This is a genomic window from Bradyrhizobium sp. 132, assembly GCF_023074185.1.
GTDB lineage: Bacteria > Pseudomonadota > Alphaproteobacteria > Rhizobiales > Xanthobacteraceae > Bradyrhizobium.
Genome location: NZ_JADPKY010000170.1, coordinates 94,880 through 115,764, shown reverse-complemented (window position 1 = coordinate 115,764; position 20,885 = coordinate 94,880). Strand labels below are relative to the sequence as shown.

Here is a 20,885-nt window from a genome sequence, read left to right as displayed (position 1 = left end):
AGGATCGTGAACGATCGCTCAGCGCTTCGGCTTGCGGAGTGTGAGCCGATTTTCTATATTAGCGATATCCCACCCAACGCAGGCGGATGTGGTCGTGTCTGAGCTTTTCAAAAGCCGGACACCCCATCAGGTTTGAAGCCTCACCGGCGCTCTCCTTGCCAGACCTGCGGACCTTACATTCTCGCGTCCGCATTTCAGAGCCTCCTCGCACCCCCTCCCCAGGTTACCCCACAGGACCACCCCAATGCGGGAAATTAAACTCCAGGACCTCAAGTCGAAGACGCCGGCCGAGCTCGTCTCGTTCGCGGAAGAGAACGGGGTCGAGAATGCCAGCACCATGCGCAAGCAGGAGCTGCTGTTTGCCATCCTCAAGCAGCTTGCGATCGCCGAGACCGACATCGTCGGCGAAGGCGTCGTCGAGGTTCTCTCCGACGGCTTCGGCTTCCTGCGCTCGCCCGATGCGAATTATCTGCCGGGCCCGGACGACATCTACGTTTCGCCGTCGCAGATCCGCCGTTTTGGCCTGCGCACCGGCGACACCATCGAAGGCCACATCCGCAGCCCGAAAGAGGGCGAGCGCTACTTCGCGCTGCTGAAGGTCAACACGCTCAATTTCGAGGACCCGGAAAAGGCCAAGCACAAGGTCAATTTCGACAACCTCACGCCGCTGTTTCCGAATCAGCGTTTCCGCATGGAAATCGACGATCCGACGCGGAAAGACCTGTCTGCAAGGGTGATCGACATCGTCGCGCCGATCGGCAAGGGCCAGCGCGCGCTGATCGTCGCGCCACCGCGCACCGGTAAAACCGTGCTGATGCAGAACATCGCGCATTCGATCGCGCATAATCATCCTGAGTGCTATCTGATCGTGCTCTTGATCGACGAACGTCCGGAAGAAGTCACGGACATGCAGCGCTCGGTGAAGGGCGAGGTCGTCTCCTCGACCTTCGACGAGCCGGCGGTGCGCCACGTCCAGGTCGCCGAGATGGTGATCGAGAAGGCCAAGCGGCTGGTCGAGCATGGCCGCGATGTCGTGATCCTGCTCGATTCGATCACGCGCCTCGGCCGCGCCTACAACACCGTGGTGCCGTCATCCGGCAAGGTGCTGACCGGCGGTGTCGACGCCAACGCGCTGCAGCGGCCGAAGCGCTTCTTCGGTGCCGCCCGCAACATCGAGGAGGGCGGCTCGCTGACGATCATCGCGACCGCGCTGGTCGATACCGGCAGCCGCATGGACGAAGTCATCTTCGAAGAGTTCAAGGGCACCGGTAACTCCGAGCTGATCCTCGACCGCAAGGTCTCGGACAAGCGGACCTTCCCGGCGATCGACATTTCGCGCTCCGGCACCCGCAAGGAAGAGCTGATCACCGATTCGGTGGTTCTGAAGAAGATGTACGTGCTCCGGCGCATCCTGAACCCGATGGGTACGATGGATGGCATCGACTTCCTGCTCGACAAGCTGCGCTCGACCAAGAGCAATTCCGAGTTCTTCGACTCGATGAATACCTGAGCCAGGGTGCAGCGTGGAAATCAGAGGGCGCCTCCGGGCGCCCTTTTCTATTGTGCGGCTTTGTTGCAGCGAAGGTGCAGCATGGTCGGGCATTTTCGGCTTAACCAGATTTATCATAAGTCGCTGATATTGTTATGAAATAATAGAATTCTGGAATGCCATTTTAGCTGGCGGCTTAATCGGCGGCGAGCAATTTTGCAGCAAACCTCGTCCCAGACATATTGCATCGCAATATGGATTTTGCTGCGGGAATTGGGGCAGCAAAGCAACGCGATCCCTCGCCCCGCAACGGATGTTTGCCTTTTCCCCATCAGCCGGACAAATAGGCCATGCATCCGCGAGACCAGACCATCTTTGCATTGTCGTCCGGCCGCCCGCCGAGCGCGCTCGCGGTGGTGCGTGTCTCCGGGCCCGGCGCCAGCCTGGCGCTGACAACGTTGGCAGGTAAACTGACGATGCCGCGGCAGGCCAGCCGCCGGCTGCTTCGTGACGGCGCGGGCCAGCCGATCGACGACGCGGTGGTGCTGTGGTTCCCGGGGCCGGCCAGCGCGACCGGCGAGGACGTCGCCGAATTTCACGTCCATGGCGGCCGCGCGGTGCTGGCTGCACTCCTCGCCGCTATTTCCGTAATTCCGAATATGCGCGCCGCCGAGCCCGGCGAGTTCACGCGGCGCGCGTTCGAGAACGGCAAGCTCGATCTGACCGAGGCGGAAGGCCTCGACGATCTCATTCATGCCGACACCGACCGCCAGCGCCGCCAGGCGCTACGGCAGTTGCAGGGTCTCCTCGGTAATCGCGCGCGTGACTGGCGTGAGCGCATCATCGAGGCCTCGGCCTTGATCGAGGCCGGCATCGATTTCTCCGACGAGGGCGATGTGCCCGCCGAGTTGAGGGCGCCTGCGGTCAAGGCGATCGAGGCTCTGCACGGCGAAATCGCAGAAGTCCTTGCGGCACAGGGACAAGCTGAACGGCTGCGCGACGGTCTGGTGGTTGCGATTGCGGGCGAGCCGAATGTCGGCAAGTCGACACTCATCAACCAGCTCGCGCGCCGCGACGTCGCGATCGTCTCGCCGCATGCCGGCACCACGCGTGATGTGATCGAAGTGCAGCTCGATCTCGACAGCTATCCCGTCACGGTGATCGACACCGCCGGCATTCGCGAGACCGATGATCCGGTCGAGCAGGAGGGTGTCCGCCGGGCGCGAGCGCGGGCCGAAGACGCCGACCTCGTGTTGTGGCTGGTGGAGGGTGGCAGCGCTGTCGATCCGGACGCGATGGGGTCGCTGGGGAAGTCCGGCAGCGGGAGCAGTCCCTCCAGCGGCTCGGTCTGGATCGTGCGCAACAAGATCGATCTCAGCGGAGACAAGGACGCCGGGCCGCGCGGCGGGTTCGGAATCTCAGCGAGCCGGGGGGACGGCATTCCCGAGCTGGTCGATGCCCTCGTGAAATTCGCCGCTGACTTCTTCGGAACGACCGAGGGCGCCTTGGTGACCCGGGCCCGCCAGCGGGATCTGCTGCGCCGGGCGTCGGACAGCTTGCGCCGGAGTCTGGAGCTTGTAGAAGAGGGCGAGGAGCTTGCCGCCGAAGAACTGCGTGCTGCCGCCTATGCCTTGGGCCGGCTGTTGGGTCGGGTGGACGTCGAGGACGTCCTCGGGGCGATTTTCCAGAAATTCTGTATCGGAAAGTAGGGCTAGTTCTTCATTGTAGGACTAGATTGTAGGACCAGCTCTTGTTCCACTCTTTGGACTTTGGCTGAGGAAGAGTGGAGTTCCATGTGTTTCACGTGAAACATTGGCTCTTTGACTCGTTTTGCTTCGTGAAAAACAGGAGGCGGAACAAGGCACTGTCTACTGTGCATGGGGTTGTTTTCACGAACAGCGTTCTGGCCTCGAAGTTCCGTTTCACGTGAAACAGCATCCTCATTCAGTTTCCACTTCCGGCTTCCCGGCCTCTGGGATACAAGTCCGCCTATGCGAACAGAGCGAGAGAGCTTCGACGTCATCGTGATTGGCGGCGGTCATGCCGGCTGTGAGGCCGCGGCTGCTTCTGCCCGCATGGGCGCAGCGACCGCTCTGGTGACGCATCGATTCTCCACGGTCGGTGCGATGTCCTGCAATCCCGCCATCGGCGGTCTCGGCAAGGGCCATCTGGTTCGTGAGGTCGATGCCCTTGATGGTCTGATGGGCCGCGTCGGCGATGCCGGCGGAATCCAGTTCCGTGTTCTCAACCGCCGCAAGGGACCGGCTGTCCGTGGACCGCGCGCGCAGGCGGACCGAAAGCTCTATGCCGCCGCGATGCAGACGGCGATCCGGGAGACCGAGGGTCTTTCCGTTGTCGAGGGCGAGGCGGACGAGCTGATCGTGATCGAGGGCCGCGTGACCGGCTTGCGTCTAGCGGATGGGCGCGAACTTCGGGCAGGGGCCGTGGTCGTCACCACCGGCACCTTCCTCCGCGGCCTGATCCATCTCGGTGAGAAGAACTGGCCGGCCGGCCGGGTTGGCGAGCCTCCTGCGATCGGCCTTTCGACCTCCTTTGAGCGAGCCGGGTTCACCCTTGGACGGCTCAAGACGGGGACTCCGCCGCGTCTGGATGGTACGACGATCGACTGGTCTGCCGTCGAGATGCAGCCGGGCGACGAGCCTCCGGAGCCGTTTTCGGTGATGACCGAGCGGATCACCACGCCGCAGATCCAGTGCGGGATCACCCGGACCACGTCCGCGACCCACGAGGTGATCCGGGCCAATGTGCATCGTTCCCCGATGTACTCCGGCCAGATCAAGAGCTCCGGACCGCGCTATTGCCCCTCGATCGAGGACAAGATCGTTCGCTTCGGCGATCGCGACGGTCACCAGATCTTCCTGGAGCCGGAAGGTCTCGACGATAGCACTGTCTATCCCAACGGCATCTCGACTTCGCTGCCGGAGGAGGTCCAGCTCGCCATCCTCGCAACCATTCCCGGCCTGGAGCGGGTGAAGATGGTCCGGCCGGGCTATGCCATCGAATACGACCACGTCGATCCCCGGGAGCTCGATCCGACCCTCCAGACCAAGCGTCTTCGCGGTCTATTCCTGGCCGGGCAGATCAACGGCACGACCGGCTACGAGGAAGCCGCCGGCCAGGGCATCGTGGCCGGGCTGAATGCGGCGCTGGCCGCCAGCGGCGCCGAACTGACGGTGTTCGATCGTGCCGATGGCTATCTCGGTGTGATGATCGACGACCTCGTCACCCGCGGCATCAGCGAACCCTATCGGATGTTCACCTCAAGGGCCGAGTACCGGCTGACGCTGCGCGCCGACAATGCCGATCAGCGTCTGACCGAGAAGGGTATCGCCTTGGGCTGCGTTGGCAGCGCCCGGACGCTGCATCATCGGGCCAAGATGGACGCCCTGAATGCGGCACGAGTGCTATCGAAGTCACTGACGATCACCCCGAACGAAGCCATCAAGCACGGGCTGTCCCTGAACCGGGATGGCCAGCGTCGATCGGCCTTCGAGCTGATGGCGTATGCCGACATCGGCTGGAGCCAGGTCCGCGCAATCTGGCCGGAGCTCTCTGCCATTGATCCCGTCATTGCCGCCCATCTCGAGATCGATGCCAAGTACGATGTCTATCTGGAGCGCCAGAGCGCGGACGTCGAAGCCTTCAGGCGGGATGAGGGGATGGTGCTGTCGGACGTCGATTACCAGCAGGTCCCCGGTCTTTCCAATGAGGTCCGGGCCAAGCTGGAGAAGACGCGGCCGTTCACCGTCGGCCAGGCCGGCCGGATCGACGGCATGACTCCGGCGGCGCTCGGCATCCTCGCGGCCTATCTTCGCCGTGAGGCGCGGAAGGCTTCCAAAGCAATCGCATAGGCGTTTCACGTGAAACAACGCGGGCCGGGCGGCGGCAGATCGTCATCAGGAAAACCCTCGGCGGGCGAGGGCACTGGTCTTCGCTCCGAACCGGCGCCGATCAGGCCGAAGCTCGACAAGGCCAGCGCCAACGATCAGTCGCTGGACTCCATCGTCGCTGCCGACAAGATCGCGGCGCTCAAGCTCGCGCCCGTTTCACATGAAACGGAAGCCCGGCTCGATCGCTACATCGCACTGCTCCGGGAATGGCAAGCCAAGACCAACCTCGTCGCGCCCTCGACGTTGCCGCATCTCTGGACCCGGCACATCGCCGACTCGCTTCAGCTCGTGGCGCTCGCGCCGTCGGCCAAACGCTGGGCCGACCTCGGCAGCGGCGGCGGTTTTCCTGGGGTCGTCCTCGCCTGCGCCATGGCGGGGACCGCCGAGGCGAGCGTCCATCTGGTCGAGCGAACCGCCAAGAAGGCGGCCTTCCTGCGCGAAGCTATTCGCGTCACGACATCTCCGGGAGTCGTACATCTCGCCGAGATCGGGGATAATGTGGATAGAATCACCGGCCCGGTCGATTGCGTCACCGCGCGTGCGCTGGCTCCGCTACACCAGCTCATCGGCTTTGCGGAGCCGCTGATGCGCCAGGGCGCAAAAGCGTTGTTTCTCAAGGGTCAAGATGTAGAGTCTGAATTGACCGAAGCCACTAAATATTGGAATATTCAGCCGCAGCTCCACCAAAGCCGGACAGGTGACGGTTGGATCGTCGAGCTGGCTTCCGCCGAACGGCGCGGGTGAGGCGTTCAGGGGTCGAGTGGGGAATTTGCGATGAGCGTGATTGACGAACCGCAGCAGGAACAGACCGCCGTCCCCCAGGGCCATCCGCGCATCCTGGCGCTGGCGAATCAGAAGGGCGGCGTGGGAAAGACAACCACGGCGATCAATCTCGGCACGGCGCTCGCGGCGATTGGCGAGCGCGTCCTGATCGTCGATCTCGATCCGCAGGGCAACGCCTCGACCGGCCTCGGCATCGATCGCCGCAACCGCTCCTGCTCGACCTATGACGTTCTGGTGGGCGAGGCGAGCTTGCGAGAAGCGGTGGTGTCGACTGCCGTGCCGCGGCTGCATATCGCGCCCTCGACCATGGATCTCTCCGGCCTCGAGCTCGAGCTCGGCACCACGCCCGGTCGTGCCTACAAGCTGCGTGACGCGATCAGCACGCTCAACAACAACGTCTCGCCCGACGCCGATTACACCTACGTGCTGATCGACTGTCCACCCTCGCTCAACTTGATCACTGTGAACGCGATGGCGGCTTCCGACGCGATCCTGGTGCCGCTGCAGTGCGAGTTCTTCGCGCTCGAAGGTCTGTCGCAATTGCTGCAGACGGTGGAGCAGGTGCGCTCGACGCTCAATCCGAACCTGTCGATCCACGGCATCGTGCTGACCATGTTCGACTCGCGCAACAACCTCTCGAACCAGGTCGTTGCCGACGTCCGGCAGTTCATGGGCGAAAAGGTCTACAAGACCATGATCCCGCGCAACGTGCGCATCTCGGAGGCGCCGTCCTACGGCAAGCCGGTGTTGGTCTACGATCTCAAATGCGTCGGCAGCGAAGCTTACTTGCGGCTCGCCACCGAAGTGATCCAGCGCGAGCGCGAGCTGCGGACGACGCATTGAGGTGCGCTAATTCGTAGGATGGGTAGAGCGCAGCGAAACCCATCATCGAACGCGCCAACAGCGATGGGTTTCGCTTCGCTCTACCCATCCTACAAGTTTCGAGAATTCAGTTCTGGAGTGCTGCACCGTGAATCCAAGGGAGCTGACAATGGCCGATGAAGCGCGTTCGCGATTGGGCCGGGGTCTTGCGAGTCTGATCGGGGACGTCGGCGGCGAGGCTCAGCATGTCGACCGCCCGCGCGCGCAGCGCAAGGTGCCGATCGAATTCATCAAACCCAATCCGCGCAACCCGCGCCGCGCTTTTTCGGAGGCCGAGCTCAAGGAGCTCTCTGACTCCATCAAGCAGCATGGCGTGATCCAGCCGATCGTGGTGCGTCCGGTGAAGGGCGGGCAGGACCGCTTCGAGATCATCGCGGGCGAACGGCGTTGGCGTGCCTCGCAGATGGCCGGCCTGCACGAAGTGCCGATCGTCCCCGTCGACATCAGCGACAGCGATGCGCTGGAGTTCGCGATCGTCGAGAACGTGCAGCGCGAAGACCTCAACCCGATGGAAGAAGCGCTCGGATATCACGCGCTCGCCAACGAGTTCAAACGCAGCCAGGACGACATCGCCAAAGTCGTCGGCAAGAGCCGCAGCCACATCGCCAACATGATGCGGCTGACGAAGCTGCCCGACGAGGTGCAAGCCTTGATCACGAGCGGCGAGCTGACCGCAGGTCACGCCCGTGCGCTGATCGGCGTGCCCGATCCGCTCGCGGCTGCCAAGCGCATCGTCGAAGAGGGCCTCAACGTCCGCCAGACCGAGGCGCTGGCGCACGAAGAGGGCGTGCCGGAACGCAAGCCGCAGAAGGCGCGCACGGGGGCGAAGGAAAAGGACCCCGACACGGTCGACCTGGAGAAGCGCGTCAGCGACGCGCTCGGCCTCAAGGTCACGGTGAGCCACCGCGACCCCGGCGGCTCGGTCCAGATCAATTATCGCAATCTCGACCAGCTCGACGAGGTAATGCGGCGGCTGGCGAAGGGCGCGCTGTAGGCCGTCATTCGTACTCTCTTACCCTCACCCTGAGGAGCTGCGAAGCAGCGTCTCGAAGGGCAAGGGCCCGGGCCTTCATCCTTCGAGACGCGCGCAAGAGCGCGCTCCTCAGGATGAGGAATTAACGCCCATCCACACGTCATTGCGAGCGCAGCAAAGCAATCCAGAATCTTTCTGCGGAGAGACTCTGGATTGCTTCGTCGCTTGCGCTCCTCGCAATGACGAGGGGAGAGAGAGACACTCTCGCAATGACGCGCGGAGAGAACGGAAGTTCAGCCCCGCCGCTTCGCGTTCGCGGCGATCGACATCAGCGTGCGCTGGGCGATGGCGGCGGCGAGGGTGGATTGCTTGCGGGTGTCGAGCGCAGCGGTCGCGAGCTGCTCGATGATGGCGGCGAGCCGCGCCACGCTGAAATTGCGCAGCGCGGTTTCGACCGCGGGCTTTCGTGAAAAATGCAGGCGCGGATAGCCGCCGTCGAGCACCGCGGAAGCGGGCGTGCCGTCGGCGATTGCGAGCGCCGATTTGTGCAGCCACGCCGCCTGACGCAGCGCCGCAGAGATGATCACGCCTGGATAGGTGCCGGCGATCATGGCTTTGGCGAACTCGTTCTCGACGATCTCGGGCCGGCCGGCGAAGGCGCCGTCGACGATCGGATCGAGTTTCAGCTCCGACGCATCGGCGACGACGGCCATCACGTCGTCCAGCGTGATCTCGCCCTTGCCATGGGCATAGAGGGTGAGCTTGCGCAGCTCGTTGCGCGAGGCCTGGCGGTCGCCGCCGAGGAACGACATCAGCGCCGCGCGGGCGTCCTGCGCGATGCGCAGATTGGCGATGCGGAGCTCGTCTTCCATCAGCTTGGCCAGGTCGCGCTCGGTGTCGGGATAGCAGGCCATCGCGACGGCCGTCTTGGCACGCTCGCAGGCCTTGCGCAGTGGCGATTCCGGACGCAGCTCGCCGGCCTCGATCACGATGCGGCAATCCTTCACGCCCATCTCCGCCAGCGTGTCGATGCCGCTGGCAAAGCTTCGCGAGCCGGCGCGGATGCGGATGGCGCGGCGGCCGCCGAACAGCGGCACCGTCATCGCTTCGTCCACGAGCCGGGACGGCTCGGCGGAGAGCTCGTCGCCATCGAGCTTGACCAGCGAGAAGGGATCGTTGGGATCGTCGACAGCCGAGGCGATCAGCGCATCGGCGCGTTCGCGCACGAGGCCGGCATCGGGACCATAGAGCAGGATGATCGGACGGCCCGCATCGGGGCGGGCGAGAAAGGCGTCGATCTCTTTTCCGCGCAGCGCGACCATGTTGCCTGAGGTTCGTCGTTCCGGGTGCCCCGGAATGACGGGATGAATTAAGTGCCCGCGGTGAAGAACGAGGCGAGGCGCGTCGTGATGTTCTCGGCGATCTCGTTGGCGGCGCGATCCTCGGCATCACGTACCGCGCGGTTGCGGCTGAAGCGCTGATAGGAGCCGGGCATGTCGTAGGACACGCGCGAGAACGTGGTGCCGGTCATCACCGACTTCCCGCTGACGACCTCGATCAAATTGTACTGGGCGTCGAGGCCGTAGTTTTCGCTGCTCGGCAGGCCGGTATTGGCATCGACGATCAGCGACGACTTGCTGCTTGAGAAGCGGATCTCAAGGCGGTGGGTCGGCGGCATGCCGGTGGCGGTGCCATAGAGCTTAAAGGCCAGCGCGTTGCGGACCTCGACGCCGACGCGCGCCTCGCGGGAGGCATTCGCCTTGGCGATCGGGGGCAGATCGACCCCCATCAGCTTCTCGCGCAGGCCGGGGGTGCCGTCGGTGCGCTCGGCATACATCGGCTGGAAGCAGCCGGCCGTCAGGGCCGCCAGGGCGGCGACCGCCAGCAAGCGGGCTGCGATGCGGATCCTAGCCGACAACATTCACGATCCTCTTGGGGACGATAATCACCTTGCGGACGGGCTTGCCGTCCAGAGCCAGTTTTACCGCATCGAGGGCCAAAACGGCAGCCTCGATTTCCGGATTCTCGGCCGCTGTTGCAACTGTGACCTCGCCCCGCTTCTTGCCGTTGACCTGGACCACCAGGGTCACGCTGTCTTCAATCAGCAAATCGCGTTCGATTTGGGGCCAATTGGCCTCGGAAACCAGCCCGCTGTGGCCCAGAACCTGCCAACACTCCTCGGCCAGGTGCGGCATCATCGGGGAGAACAGCTGGACCAGGATCTGGCTGGCCTCCCGGATCGCCCAGACGAGGTCGGGGGTGGGCTGGCCGGGGCGCTGCAATACTTCCGAAAACGTATTGGCGAACTCGCGGATATGGGCGAGGCAGACGTTGAAGTGCAGCCGCTCGATTCCGGTGGTGACCTTGTCCAACGCGCCATGGGCGGCCTTGCGCAAGGCGGTGGCGTCCGGGCCGAAGCTGGCCGGGCGAGCCGTCGGCGCGGTCTTGCCCAGTTTCATGGAGTCGTTCACCAGCCGCCACAGCCGCTGCAGGAAGCGCGAGGCGCCCTGGACGCGCTCGTCGCTCCAGATCACGTCGCGGTCAGGCGGGGAATCCGACAGCATGAACCAGCGGGCGACGTCGGCGCCGTAGGTCTCGATGATGTCGTCGGGGTCGACCGTGTTCTTCTTCGACTTCGACATCTTCTCGATCGGGCCGATCTGGATGTCTTCGCCTGAGGTCAGCAGCGTCGCGCGGCGGCCGTTGGCGCCGGTCTCGACCTTGACCTCGACCGGTTGCACATAGGTGCCGTCGGCCTTCTGATAGGTCTCGTGCACCACCATGCCCTGCGTGAACATGCCGGCGAACGGCTCGTCCAGCGCAATGTGCCCGGTCGCCTTCATCGCACGCGTGAAGAAGCGGCTGTAGAGCAGATGCAGGATCGCGTGCTCGACGCCGCCGATATATTGGTCGACCGGCAGCATCCGGTTGGCGACCTCTGGAGTCGTCGGCGCGTTCTCGTTCCAGGGATCGGTGAAGCGCGCAAAGTACCAGGACGAATCCACGAAGGTGTCCATGGTGTCGGTTTCGCGTTGCGCCTTGCCGCCGCATTGCGGGCAGGTCACGTGCTTCCAGGTCGGATGATGATCGAGCGCGTTGCCGGGTTTGTCGAAGGTCGCATCATCAGGCAGTATGACGGGCAGGTCGGCGTCCGGCACCGGCACCACATCGCATTTGGGGCAGTGGATGATCGGAATCGGGCAACCCCAATAGCGCTGGCGCGAAATGCCCCAGTCACGCAGGCGGAAGTTCACCTGGCGCTCGCCGACCGGCGCGTTGCCGCGCAGCTCGGTTTCGAGACGCTTCGCCACGTCTTCCTTGGCCTGATCGATGGTCATGCCGTCGAGGAAGCGCGAATTGATCATGCGGCCGTCACCGTCATAGGCGGTGTCGGTGATGACGAACGATTTCGGATCCTGGTCCTCGGGGCACACCACCGGAATGTTGCCGAGACTGTACTTGTTGACGAAGTCGAGGTCGCGCTGGTCATGCGCGGGGCAGCCGAAGATGGCGCCGGTGCCGTATTCCATCAGCACGAAGTTGGCGACATAGACCGGCAGCTTCCAGGACGGATCGAACGGGTGGACCGCACGGATGCCGGTGTCAAAGCCCTGCTTCTCAGCGGTGTCGATGACTTCCTGCGCGGTGCCGATCTTCTTGATCTCGGCAATGAACTCGGCAAGTTTCGGATTCTTCGCCGCGGCGGCCTGCGCCAGCGGATGATCGGCCGAGATCGCCATGAATTTTGCGCCGAACAACGTGTCCGGGCGCGTCGTGAAAATCTTCAGCTCGCTCTCGCCGGCCGGCGTCGTCGCCGCATCGAGCGCGAAGCGGATCAACAGGCCTTCCGACCGGCCGATCCAGTTGCGCTGCATCAGCCGCACCTTGTCGGGCCAGCGGTCCAGCGTATCCAGTGCCGACAGCAGCTCCTGCGAGTACTTCGTGATCTTGAAGACCCACTGGCTCATTTCCCGTTGTTCGACAACGGCACCCGAACGCCAGCCTTTGCCGTCGATCACCTGCTCGTTGGCGAGCACGGTCATGTCGACGGGGTCCCAGTTCACCTTGCGCTTTTCGCGCTCGGCGAGGCCTTCGCGCAGGAAGTCCAGAAACATCTTCTGCTGGTGCTTGTAGTAACTGGGATCGCAGGTCGCGATCTCGCGGCTCCAGTCCAGCGACAGCCCGATCGAGCGGAGCTGCTTCTTCATCGCGGCGATGTTGTCGTAAGTCCAGGCCTTCGGCGCGACCTTGCGCTCGATGGCGGCGTTCTCGGCCGGCAGGCCGAAGGCGTCCCAGCCCATCGGATGCAGCACGTTGAAACCCTTGGCGCGCATGAAGCGGGCCAGCACGTCGCCGAGCGTGTAATTGCGGACATGGCCGATATGGATGCGCCCCGACGGGTAGGGGAACATCTCCAGCACATAGTATTTCGGCCGCGAATCGTCGTTCTTGGAGACGAAGATTGCCTGTTGGTCCCAGGCGGCTTGCCAGCGCGGTTCGGAGTCGCGGGCGTTATAGCGTTCGGAGGTCATGGAATCGTTTGGGTTTTCGTGGGTTCGGCCGTCTAAAGACGGCGGACTAGGCCATAGAAGTCCTCAAGGGGTCAATGGGTTGCCGCAATTTGGGAACCTTCGGCGCTGCACCGCATAACTACTGAGGCCGCGTTGGGGTGTGATTAAGGGGTCGATGCCAGTTTGCGACCGACCAGAACTCTCAAGACTTGTGATGGACGCCAGCTTCGACGATCCCGATTACGACTATGCCGCGTCCATTGCCGGACGGGCGATGCGGAGCATGGCCGAACAGCGGATCCCTGCAACGCCGACCAATTTCGCCGTCTGGTTCCAATATTTCGCGGGAAGCCATGACGATCTGCGCAACGCGATCGATCTCCTGATCGACCACAATCGACCCTTCGACGTCAGGACCAATCAGGATCTTTTCGAGACCTACGTCGCGCCCCAGGTGAGCGCCATCGTCGTCGACACGTCCGAGCGGCTCCACACCCTTATGGGCGCGGCGAAGGATTTTCTCGCGACTGCGATTGCCGACAATCACTCCCAGATGCAAGCGATCAACGAGGTCGCCGACCAGGGCAACGCCGGTGTCGACCCCAAAGCGCTGGTTGCCCAGCTCATGAACGAGTTGGGCCGCGCGGCCACCCGCGCGACGCGGCTCGAGGCGGGCTTTGCGGAAAAGACCCGCGAGCTCGACGTGATCCGCGACTCTCTCTCCAAATCCGAGGAGCGTGCCCGGACCGATACACTCACAGGCCTTGCAAACCGGCGGGCGCTCGATGGATTCCTGCGCAAGGTGCAGGCGACTGCGGATTGGGGCGAGCCGTTCAGCGTGCTGATGCTCGACATCGACCACTTCAAGACCTTCAACGACAGTTTCGGCCACGGCGTCGGCGACCAGGTGCTGCGCCTGATGGCAAAGGTGTTGCGCGAAAAGGTCCGCGAGCAGGATCTATCGGCGCGCTACGGCGGCGAGGAGCTGATCGCGGTGCTGCCGGATGCCGATCTGGCCGCCTGCGCCGAGGTCGCTGAGCGAATCAGGCGAGCAATCGCGGAATCCAGGATCACCCGTCGCTCGACCGGCGAGGTCCTGCCTGACATCACGGTTTCGATCGGCGTGGCGCAGTATCGGATCGGCGAGGCAACCGCCGACCTCATCGAGCGCTGCGACCGCGCGCTCTATCTTGCGAAGAACGGCGGCCGCAATCGTGTGGTGACGGAGATCGAGCTCGATCGCGCCGCGGCCGCGGGTTAACCCTCAACCGGCCATCATCATTTCCGCCGCGCCGTTGTCGATCACGGTGATGCCGTGCTCGACGACGTTGTTGCGGCCGCGGTGTTTGGCGGCGTAGAGCGCGGCGTCGGCGGCTTCGATCAGATCGCCGGGGCGCAGACTCTCGTTTGGCTTTGCCGCGGCAACACCGATCGAGACGGTGACGATCATGTGGGCGGAAGTGATGTGCGGTAGGCACAGCTTCAATACGGCCGCGCGGGCCTGCTCGCCGATTTCGACGGCGCGCGCCACGTCGGTGTTCGGCAGCAACAGGCAGAATTCCTCGCCGCCATAGCGGGCCGCGAAGCCCATCGTGTCGGCGGCGATGCCGGACAGCGACTCGCCGAGCCTGGTCAGGCAAGAATCGCCTTCGAGATGACCATAGGTGTCGTTGAACAGTTTGAAATGGTCGACGTCGATCATCAAAAGCGCGAGTTCGCTGCCATATTGCTGCGCGCGCATCCATTCGAAGTCGAGCCGGCTCTGGAAGCCGCGGCGGTTGGCGAGCCCCGACAACATGTCGATCGAGGCCATCACCGTGAGCCGGTCGTTGCTCGCCATCAGCTCGCGTTCGCGCTGGCTCAGCTGCGCGGCCATCGCATTGAACGCGCGGGCCAGCGGCACGAACTCGGCCGGCAGACGATTGCGCGCAGCGCGCGCCGACAGATCGCCCTCGCCAAGGCGCTTGGCCATATCGGCCAGCATCTCGATCGGCTTGATCACCAGCTTTTCGGCGGCGATCAGCGCGCCGAGCAGGACGAACACGACGACGAAAGCGAGCTGGAGATAAGCAGTGCGGATGTCGCGGCTCACGGCCGCAGACACCTTGTCCTCGTCGATGCTGGCGATCAGGCGGGCATTGGTGCCGGCGATGCGGATATAACTGACCGCGCGGCGGGAGCCGTCGGCGGCGAGGAAAGACAATGCGCCCTCGTCCTGGTCCGACCGCAGCGCCTTGTCGGCGATCGCGGACATCAGCGGCATGTTGTCGAGCGGACGGCCGACCGCGCTGTGCTGGTCGGCCGGTGCCGCCAGCACGGTGCCGGCGCTGTCGACCAGGACGGCGGTGATGCCGGCGCGGCCACCCAGATTGCTCATGACCTTCGACATCCAGTCGAGGTTGACGGTGGCAAGCACGACGGCATCCGTGACGCCGCTGAAGGCAGACACCGGGTAAACCGCCATCACGGTCGGCGCCAGCACCGGCCGCGACAGGATGAAGTCGCTCAGCACGAAGCGGCCGGTTTCCTGTGCCTGCTGGAAGTAGGGCCGGTCACTGAGATCGAGGCCGACATACATGTTGTTGGTGGCGCACTGGATGCGGCCGTCCTGGCCGGCGATCAAAAGCGTGCGGATCCATGGAAGATTCGACGGCAGGCTCGCGCGCAGCACGTCACAGCTCTTGCTGATGCCGCCGGCGGAGGCGCGGATGAAGGCTTCAGATTTCAGGATGGTCTCGACTGACGAGATCACCTCGCGCTGGGCGTCGGCGCTGTGCCTTGCGACGGTGGTGAATTCAGCTGCGGCCTGCGCGATCTGCTTCGTGCGCGTGTTTTCGAGCGAACGGATGCGCTCGAACATCAAGGGCGCCACCAGAATTACCGCGAGCAACGCAAGCCGCGCCCGGATTCCGAGAACCTGCTTGAGTTTCGCTCGTTTGCGGTTGAAACTGACGTTTGCCATCTTCGCTGCCCACCCCGCGGCCAAGGTAAAGCGAAGGGTTCAAAAACTCTTTCTTGAACTCGGTAAAATTAGAACTAGCTCCGCAACAACCAGTACCCATGCGACATCATGACTGAAGCCAACGCCGCGCCGGTAACCGGCCATTCACCAAACGCGCTCGCCGCGGTCGAAGCCGAAATCGCGCGCGCCTGCGCGGATGCGCGGCGCGAACGTGCCTCCGTGACGCTGATCGCGGTCTCGAAAACTTTCGCAGCAGATGCAATTACCCCGGTCATCGACGCCGGACAGCGCGTATTCGGTGAGAATCGCGTGCAGGAGGCCAAGGGCAAATGGCCCGCGTTAATTTCTGTTTACTCCGATATTGCGCTGCATCTGATCGGGCCGCTGCAATCCAACAAGGCGAAAGAGGCCGTGGCGCTGTTCGATGCCATCCATTCGGTCGACCGCCCGAGCATTTGCCAAGCGTTAGCCAAGGAAATCGAATCTCAGGACAAGCACCCGGAACTGTTCGTCCAGATCAATATCGGCGAGGAGCCGCAGAAGGCCGGCATTGCCCCCGGGGAGGCCGACGCCTTCATCGCGAGCTGCCGCGACACCTACGGGCTGACGATCTCCGGGTTGATGTGCATCCCGCCGGTGGACGAGCCGCCGGCGGCGCATTTCGCGCTGACCGCCAAGATCGCCGCGCGCAATGGATTGAACAAGCTCTCGATGGGCATGAGCGCGGATTTTGCGACCGCCATCATGCTCGGCGCCACGCATGTGCGGGTGGGAAGCGCGATCTTCGGGCACCGGTAATTTCGCCGGGGGCGCGTAGCGCCTACGCGAATCCCACCGACACCTTTCCCAGCACCCCAAAATCCACCGCAAAATGATCGCCGGCCTGGAGCGGCAGCGGCGGATGGCACGTGCCCGTGGTCACCACCTCCCCTGCCCGCAAGGTGATGCCGAGGCCACGCAGCTCGTTGGCCAGCCAGACCAGGGCGATTCGGGGGTCGCCGAGCACGTTCTTGCCGTGGCCGAGATAGCGCTCGCCGCGTAGCGTGATCTGCGGCCGCTCCTCGACGAGATCCATGGCGCGCCAGTTCGTAGTGGTCGCCGCACCCAGCACGAACAGATGCGCGCAGGCATTGTCGGCGATGAGCTGCGCCTCGCCGGCGCCTGCGAAATCGGCAAAGCGCGAATCGGGAATCTCGATTGCAGGATGCAAGCCGTCCACGGCGGCCAGCATCTCGTCGACAGTGTACGCCGCCGCGCGCGGCGGCAGATCGCGTCCCATGCGGAAAGCGAACTCAGGCTCGCCGACGCGCATCGCGTTGCCCTTCATCGCAGCCGTGCCGCCATCGGCGATCACGGTGTCGCTCATGATGCGACCGGCCAGCGGTCCCGCGACATTGATGTGCTTTTGTCCGGACGCGCTTGTCGCTGCGATCTTCCAGCCGAACAATGTCCCGCTGAGCGCAGCCTGCACGGCGTAGCCCTCAGCGCGGCCCTGTGGCCGCAACCGTGGCTCCAGCGCGTCAAGCTTGGTGCCGTCGCGCCAATGTTGAACGAGGACGCGCGATGTGGCGGCGATCTGATCCCTGTCGAGCATGTATCCTCACCCGATGATGATTTTTGTTTTTGGTCCCAGCCGCCGCAGCAACTGTCGCATCGCCGCTTTGGTCATCGCGACGCAGCCTGCGGTCGGGCCGAAATTGTCGCGGGCCAGATGCAAGAACACTGCGCTGCCGCGGCCGGCGATGCGCGGCCTCGTGTTGTGGTCGATTTCGATGATGAAGTCATAGAGATGATCGGTCCGCTTGAGCCGGTCGCCGCCCTGCCCCTCGCCGAGCCGGATTCCCTGATTGTAATGACGGTCCCCGGGATCCTCGCACCAGGCGTCCGTGTCGCCGATGCTCCTCGCCGGCAAGAAAGTCTGCGGGCGGCTGTGCCGGTCGCCCCGCCACCACAAGCGCCTGGGACGGAAGCTGCCCCTCGGGGTGCCGCCATCGCCCTCGCGCTTGTTGGCCAGAATGCCGCCCCGCCCCAGCGCAACCGGAATCGTCAGCGCCCCCGCGGTCAGCCAGCCCCGGCATGGATTCCCCGCCGCAGGCTTAACGCGGATCGCGGATAATGGTCCGGCGCCTCGGTTCATGGTGTAACTAGCTGAAGCAGCTTTGTTTTTCATGTGAACGTGCAATGTCGAATTCATTACAGGACATTCATCGAAGCGCCCTGCTATTCTGGGTTAGAGTGGTTCTGGCTTGTGAATCGGTAACAGCCCACTACTTCAACACGAACAACAATAATAACAGCGACCCCTAAACTTCCCTCTCGGCTGGGTGCAGCATGGATGCGCGCCGCGCCGGACCCCAAAAGGATGACCCCCTATGGCCAATGCCCGCAAGATCCTGATCGTGGATGACGATACCGATCTGCGCGATACGTTGGTGGAGCAATTATCGCTGCACGAGGAATTTGAAGCCTCCGCCGTCGATACCGGCGCCAAGGGCGCGAGCGCCGCGAAGGCCAATGCTCCCGATCTCGTTCTGATGGATGTTGGCCTGCCCGACACCGATGGCCGTGAAGTGGTCCGTTCCTTACGCAAGGGCGGGTTCAAGGCTCCGATCATCATGCTCACCGGGCATGACACCGATTCCGACACGATTTTGGGGCTGGAATCCGGCGCCAACGATTATGTCGCAAAACCCTTCCGCTTCGCGGTTCTGTTGGCTCGTATCCGCGCCCAACTCCGCCAGCACGAAGCCAGCGAGGACGCGGTGTTCTCGGTCGGCCCCTATTCTTTCCGGCCCGGCTCCAAGATGCTGACCGCCGCCAATGCACGCAAGGTCCGGCTGACGGAGAAGGAAACCGCCATCCTCCGCTTCCTCTACCGGGCCGGCCAGATGCCGGTCTCGCGCGAGACCCTGCTCCAGGAGGTCTGGGGCTACAATTCCGGCGTCACCACCCACACGCTGGAAACCCACATCTACCGCCTTCGCCAGAAGATCGAGAAGGACGCCGCTAACCCCGAGATCCTGGTCACGGAAGCCGGTGGCTACAAGCTGGTGCCGTGATACGCTTCAGGGGCGTGCGAATCGTTTTAGATCGCGTGCCTTTGAGCCTCGGACCTGAATGTCAATCGACGACGATGTAGTGCTTCTCGAGCGTGTCCCGACACTGCGCCTGTTGGGAGACGCTTCGTTGCGCATGCTGGCGATCGGCTCCGAGCAGCGTGACTTCGTCCGCGGCGACGTCCTGTTCAATCTCGGCGACGATGCCGATGCCGGCTTCGTGGTCCAGCGCGGCGCCTTCCGGGTCGACGACGGTGCCGGCGCGGAGATGATCGCAGGTCCCGGTGCTCTGATCGGCGAGCTGGCGCTGGTGGTACCGATGAAGCGTCCGTCGAGCGCGATCGCACTGGAGCACGCCACCGTCATCCGCGTCGCGCGCAGCCTGTTTCAGCGCGTGCTCGAAAGCGACCCTGCCGCCGCCGTCCGCCTTCGCGACGAATTCGCGGTTCGCTCCAGCCAGATCGCCAGCGATATCCTGATGGCGGGCGCGAAGCTGACGTCGTAGTCCTGAGAAGCATCCGTAGCCCGGATTTCGCTGCGCTCCATAAGGGCTGCAAGATCACACCTCCAGCGTCACCGTGACCGGCACATGGTCCGACGGCCGCTCCCAGCTCCGCGCATCGCGAAGAATCTTGAAATCGCTGACCGTATCCTTCAGCGCGCGCGAGACCCAGATGTGGTCGAGCCTGCGGCCACGGTCGCCGACGGTCCAGTCCGCGGAGCGATAGCTCCACCAGGTATAGACTTTCTCCGACATCGGAATGCGCTCGCGGGCGACGTCAACCCACTCGCCGGCGACGAGCGCGGCTTGCAGCTTCTCGGTTTCGACTGGCGTGTGCGAAACCACTTTCAGAAGCTGCTTGTGCGACCAGACGTCGTTCTCATGCGGGGCGACGTTGAGATCGCCGACCAGGATGTGGCGATCCTCGCCGCGCGGATGCAGCGGCTCGCACGCCTTCATCTCGTCGAGAAAGCGGAGCTTGTGATCGAATTTCTCGTTCAGCGCGGGATCGGGAATGTCACCGCCGGCCGGCACGTAGAAATTATGCACCACCAGGGGCTTTGCGATCCCGGCCTTCTCTCCGAACGACACCGAGATGTGGCGTGAATCCACCTTGTCGCAGAAGGTGCGGATGTCCTTCGACTCGAATGGAATCCTCGAGACGATGGCGACGCCGTGATAGCCCTTCTGCCCGTTCAGCGCGACGTGCTCATAGCCGAGCCGCTTGAAGCGCTTCAACGGAAAAGCGTCATCGATGCACTTGGTTTCCTGGAGACACAGCACGTCCGGTCGCGCGCTCTTGAGAAATTTCGCGACCAGATCGATGCGCAGCCGCACCGAATTGATGTTCCAGGTTGTCAGGGAAAAACGCATGAGATTGATCTAACAAACTCCATCCGTCCTGGCCGGGCTTGACCCGGCCATCCACGCCTTTTTGTAGGTCCAGAACGTGGATGCCCGGGACAAGCCCGGGCATGACGATCGTCGGAGCAGCGAGTAGGTCTCAGCCCGGCGCGGGGCCGTAATTGGTGAAGTCGATCTTGAACATGCCGGGATCGAGCTTCTTGCTCGTGTCGAGATTGTAGACCGCGATCGTGGTGTCGTAGCCCTGCGGGTCGGTGACGGTCCATTGCTTGAGCTGGCCGTCCTTGGCGCCGAACATCAGCATCAGGCGGCTGGTGCCGACCAGCGCCTGCTTCTCCTCGATGGTGACGCTGACGAAGACGTCGTCGGCCGAGACGTTGACGACGTTGGTGTCCTTCATCAGGTCGATGCGGTCGGACAGCAGGAACCGCAGCGGCGTCTGCGACAGCGGATAGACGTCCTGTGTCGCGAGCTTGCGGTCGCGCACCACCAGCGACGATCCGTCGGCGACGATGTCGATCGGGCTCGGCGCGTCATATTCGAAGCGCACCTTGCCCGGCTTCTGGATGTAGAAGTCGCCTTGCGTCTTGCTGCCGTCGGGACCGACCTGAACGAAATTCCCAACCAGCGTCGACAACGACGACAGGTAGGCGCTGACTTTGGCGGCCTGGGCCTTCTGATTGGCATCGAAGGTCTGGAAGATGCTGCTCGGCACGTTGCGGCGCGGATCCGGAATCACCGGATTCGGCGGCGTCTGGGTCGCGCCGGTGATCGACGGGCCCCCGGCGGTGGCACCGCCATCGCGGCCCTTCGGCGCGGGCTTCGGCACGGGAACGGTCTGCGCGAATGACGTCGCGGTCACCATCGCGGCGGTGACGAGAAGCACGCCGGCCATGCGCGCGCTTCGCGCAGCGACGATGGCAGCGAATCGAATGTCCGGATGTCTGATCAA

18 protein-coding genes are annotated in these 20,885 nt (G+C 63.7%); 10 read left to right on the top strand and 8 right to left on the bottom strand.

Annotated elements, in window-relative coordinates:
• Positions 1 to 244: 244 nt before the first annotated feature.
• The 6 genes from rho to IVA74_RS36985 all read left to right on the top strand — a co-directional run bounded on the left by rho (position 245) and on the right by IVA74_RS36985 (position 8,059).
• Positions 245 to 1,510 (top strand): transcription termination factor Rho, encoded by a 1,266-nt coding sequence (rho, locus tag IVA74_RS37010; RefSeq protein WP_247352569.1) that lies wholly within the window; start codon positions 245 to 247, stop codon positions 1,508 to 1,510.
• Between the two features lie 329 nt (positions 1,511 to 1,839).
• Positions 1,840 to 3,198, top strand: coding sequence for a tRNA uridine-5-carboxymethylaminomethyl(34) synthesis GTPase MnmE (gene mnmE, locus IVA74_RS37005; protein WP_247352567.1), 1,359 nt, complete (start codon positions 1,840 to 1,842; stop codon positions 3,196 to 3,198).
• 282 nt (positions 3,199 to 3,480) lie between these two features.
• Entirely contained in the window at positions 3,481 to 5,361 is a 1,881-nt protein-coding gene (gene mnmG, locus IVA74_RS37000) for a tRNA uridine-5-carboxymethylaminomethyl(34) synthesis enzyme MnmG (protein ID WP_247352565.1), read from the top strand.
• A gap of 141 nt (positions 5,362 to 5,502) precedes the next feature.
• Complete coding sequence (gene rsmG, locus IVA74_RS36995; protein ID WP_247352893.1) at positions 5,503 to 6,144, top strand: 16S rRNA (guanine(527)-N(7))-methyltransferase RsmG; 642 nt, start codon at positions 5,503 to 5,505, stop codon at positions 6,142 to 6,144.
• A gap of 30 nt (positions 6,145 to 6,174) precedes the next feature.
• Positions 6,175 to 7,026 carry a ParA family protein gene (locus IVA74_RS36990; RefSeq protein ID WP_247352563.1) on the top strand — a complete coding sequence of 284 codons (852 nt, stop codon included), beginning with the start codon at positions 6,175 to 6,177 and terminating at the stop codon, positions 7,024 to 7,026.
• Positions 7,027 to 7,174: 148 nt separating this feature from the next.
• Positions 7,175 to 8,059, top strand: a complete 885-nt coding sequence (locus tag IVA74_RS36985; protein WP_247352561.1) for a ParB/RepB/Spo0J family partition protein — start codon at positions 7,175 to 7,177, stop codon at positions 8,057 to 8,059.
• A 272-nt stretch (positions 8,060 to 8,331) separates the two neighbouring features.
• Here the strand turns inward: IVA74_RS36985 and holA are convergent, their stop codons facing one another.
• Genes holA through leuS form a run of 3 tightly spaced genes read right to left on the bottom strand, consistent with a single transcriptional unit; the run spans position 8,332 to position 12,570 of the window.
• On the bottom strand, positions 8,332 to 9,360 hold the full coding sequence (gene holA / locus IVA74_RS36980) for a DNA polymerase III subunit delta (RefSeq protein WP_247352559.1): 1,029 nt from the start codon (positions 9,358 to 9,360) through the stop codon (positions 8,332 to 8,334).
• A 47-nt stretch (positions 9,361 to 9,407) separates the two neighbouring features.
• Positions 9,408 to 9,959 (bottom strand): LPS assembly lipoprotein LptE, encoded by a 552-nt coding sequence (lptE, locus tag IVA74_RS36975; protein WP_247352557.1) that lies wholly within the window; start codon positions 9,957 to 9,959, stop codon positions 9,408 to 9,410.
• Positions 9,946 to 12,570, bottom strand: coding sequence for a leucine--tRNA ligase (leuS, locus tag IVA74_RS36970; protein ID WP_247352555.1), 2,625 nt, complete (start codon positions 12,568 to 12,570; stop codon positions 9,946 to 9,948). The genes lptE and leuS overlap by 14 nt, the downstream gene beginning before the upstream one ends.
• A 193-nt stretch (positions 12,571 to 12,763) precedes the next feature.
• Between leuS and IVA74_RS36965 the strand changes: the two genes are divergently transcribed.
• Positions 12,764 to 13,810 carry a GGDEF domain-containing protein gene (locus tag IVA74_RS36965; RefSeq protein ID WP_247352553.1) on the top strand — a complete coding sequence of 349 codons (1,047 nt, stop codon included), beginning with the start codon at positions 12,764 to 12,766 and terminating at the stop codon, positions 13,808 to 13,810.
• 3 nt (positions 13,811 to 13,813) lie between these two features.
• Here IVA74_RS36965 and IVA74_RS36960 read toward each other — a convergent pair whose 3' ends face one another.
• Positions 13,814 to 15,511, bottom strand: coding sequence for a diguanylate cyclase (locus tag IVA74_RS36960; protein ID WP_247352552.1), 1,698 nt, complete (start codon positions 15,509 to 15,511; stop codon positions 13,814 to 13,816).
• Between the two features lie 108 nt (positions 15,512 to 15,619).
• On the opposite strand from IVA74_RS36960, the gene IVA74_RS36955 reads away from it, so the two are divergent.
• Positions 15,620 to 16,309 carry a YggS family pyridoxal phosphate-dependent enzyme gene (locus IVA74_RS36955; RefSeq protein ID WP_247352549.1) on the top strand — a complete coding sequence of 230 codons (690 nt, stop codon included), beginning with the start codon at positions 15,620 to 15,622 and terminating at the stop codon, positions 16,307 to 16,309.
• A gap of 22 nt (positions 16,310 to 16,331) precedes the next feature.
• Here IVA74_RS36955 and IVA74_RS36950 read toward each other — a convergent pair whose 3' ends face one another.
• Both IVA74_RS36950 and IVA74_RS36945 read right to left on the bottom strand, forming a co-directional pair.
• Positions 16,332 to 17,105: a fumarylacetoacetate hydrolase family protein gene (locus tag IVA74_RS36950; RefSeq protein ID WP_247352547.1), complete on the bottom strand. Its 774-nt coding sequence runs from the start codon at positions 17,103 to 17,105 to the stop codon at positions 16,332 to 16,334.
• 6 nt (positions 17,106 to 17,111) lie between these two features.
• Positions 17,112 to 17,681 carry a L,D-transpeptidase family protein gene (locus tag IVA74_RS36945; RefSeq protein ID WP_247352546.1) on the bottom strand — a complete coding sequence of 190 codons (570 nt, stop codon included), beginning with the start codon at positions 17,679 to 17,681 and terminating at the stop codon, positions 17,112 to 17,114.
• Positions 17,682 to 17,883: 202 nt separating this feature from the next.
• Between IVA74_RS36945 and IVA74_RS36940 the strand changes: the two genes are divergently transcribed.
• A complete protein-coding gene (locus IVA74_RS36940; protein ID WP_007598630.1) occupies positions 17,884 to 18,570 on the top strand; it encodes a response regulator transcription factor in 687 nt (228 codons plus the stop codon).
• Between the two features lie 58 nt (positions 18,571 to 18,628).
• On the top strand, positions 18,629 to 19,072 hold the full coding sequence (locus IVA74_RS36935) for a cyclic nucleotide-binding domain-containing protein (RefSeq protein WP_247352544.1): 444 nt from the start codon (positions 18,629 to 18,631) through the stop codon (positions 19,070 to 19,072).
• Between the two features lie 54 nt (positions 19,073 to 19,126).
• Here the strand turns inward: IVA74_RS36935 and xth are convergent, their stop codons facing one another.
• Positions 19,127 to 19,942, bottom strand: a complete 816-nt coding sequence (gene xth, locus IVA74_RS36930; RefSeq protein WP_247352542.1) for an exodeoxyribonuclease III — start codon at positions 19,940 to 19,942, stop codon at positions 19,127 to 19,129.
• 130 nt (positions 19,943 to 20,072) lie between these two features.
• On the bottom strand, positions 20,073 to 20,828 hold the full coding sequence (locus IVA74_RS36925; RefSeq protein WP_247352892.1) for an outer membrane lipoprotein carrier protein LolA: 756 nt from the start codon (positions 20,826 to 20,828) through the stop codon (positions 20,073 to 20,075).
• Positions 20,829 to 20,885: the final 57 nt, after the last annotated feature.

Bases quoted from the DNA above. Each gene is read 5' to 3' on its own strand.
- IVA74_RS36960 (WP_247352552.1), bottom strand. From the start codon at position 15,511: ATGGCAAACGTCAGTTTCAACCGCAAACGAGCGAAACTCAAGCAGGTT.
- rho (WP_247352569.1), top strand. From the start codon at position 245: ATGCGGGAAATTAAACTCCAGGACCTCAAGTCGAAGACGCCGGCCGAG.
- IVA74_RS36965 (WP_247352553.1), top strand. From the start codon at position 12,764: ATGGACGCCAGCTTCGACGATCCCGATTACGACTATGCCGCGTCCATT.
- IVA74_RS36955 (WP_247352549.1), top strand. From the start codon at position 15,620: ATGACTGAAGCCAACGCCGCGCCGGTAACCGGCCATTCACCAAACGCG.
- IVA74_RS36990 (WP_247352563.1), top strand. From the start codon at position 6,175: ATGAGCGTGATTGACGAACCGCAGCAGGAACAGACCGCCGTCCCCCAG.
- IVA74_RS36940 (WP_007598630.1), top strand. From the start codon at position 17,884: ATGGCCAATGCCCGCAAGATCCTGATCGTGGATGACGATACCGATCTG.
- IVA74_RS36935 (WP_247352544.1), top strand. From the start codon at position 18,629: ATGTCAATCGACGACGATGTAGTGCTTCTCGAGCGTGTCCCGACACTG.
- mnmE (WP_247352567.1), top strand. From the start codon at position 1,840: ATGCATCCGCGAGACCAGACCATCTTTGCATTGTCGTCCGGCCGCCCG.
- xth (WP_247352542.1), bottom strand. From the start codon at position 19,942: ATGCGTTTTTCCCTGACAACCTGGAACATCAATTCGGTGCGGCTGCGC.
- leuS (WP_247352555.1), bottom strand. From the start codon at position 12,570: ATGACCTCCGAACGCTATAACGCCCGCGACTCCGAACCGCGCTGGCAA.
- lptE (WP_247352557.1), bottom strand. From the start codon at position 9,959: ATGTTGTCGGCTAGGATCCGCATCGCAGCCCGCTTGCTGGCGGTCGCC.
- holA (WP_247352559.1), bottom strand. From the start codon at position 9,360: ATGGTCGCGCTGCGCGGAAAAGAGATCGACGCCTTTCTCGCCCGCCCC.
- mnmG (WP_247352565.1), top strand. From the start codon at position 3,481: ATGCGAACAGAGCGAGAGAGCTTCGACGTCATCGTGATTGGCGGCGGT.
- IVA74_RS36925 (WP_247352892.1), bottom strand. From the start codon at position 20,828: ATGGCCGGCGTGCTTCTCGTCACCGCCGCGATGGTGACCGCGACGTCA.
- IVA74_RS36950 (WP_247352547.1), bottom strand. From the start codon at position 17,105: ATGCTCGACAGGGATCAGATCGCCGCCACATCGCGCGTCCTCGTTCAA.
- IVA74_RS36945 (WP_247352546.1), bottom strand. From the start codon at position 17,681: ATGAAAAACAAAGCTGCTTCAGCTAGTTACACCATGAACCGAGGCGCC.
- IVA74_RS36985 (WP_247352561.1), top strand. From the start codon at position 7,175: ATGGCCGATGAAGCGCGTTCGCGATTGGGCCGGGGTCTTGCGAGTCTG.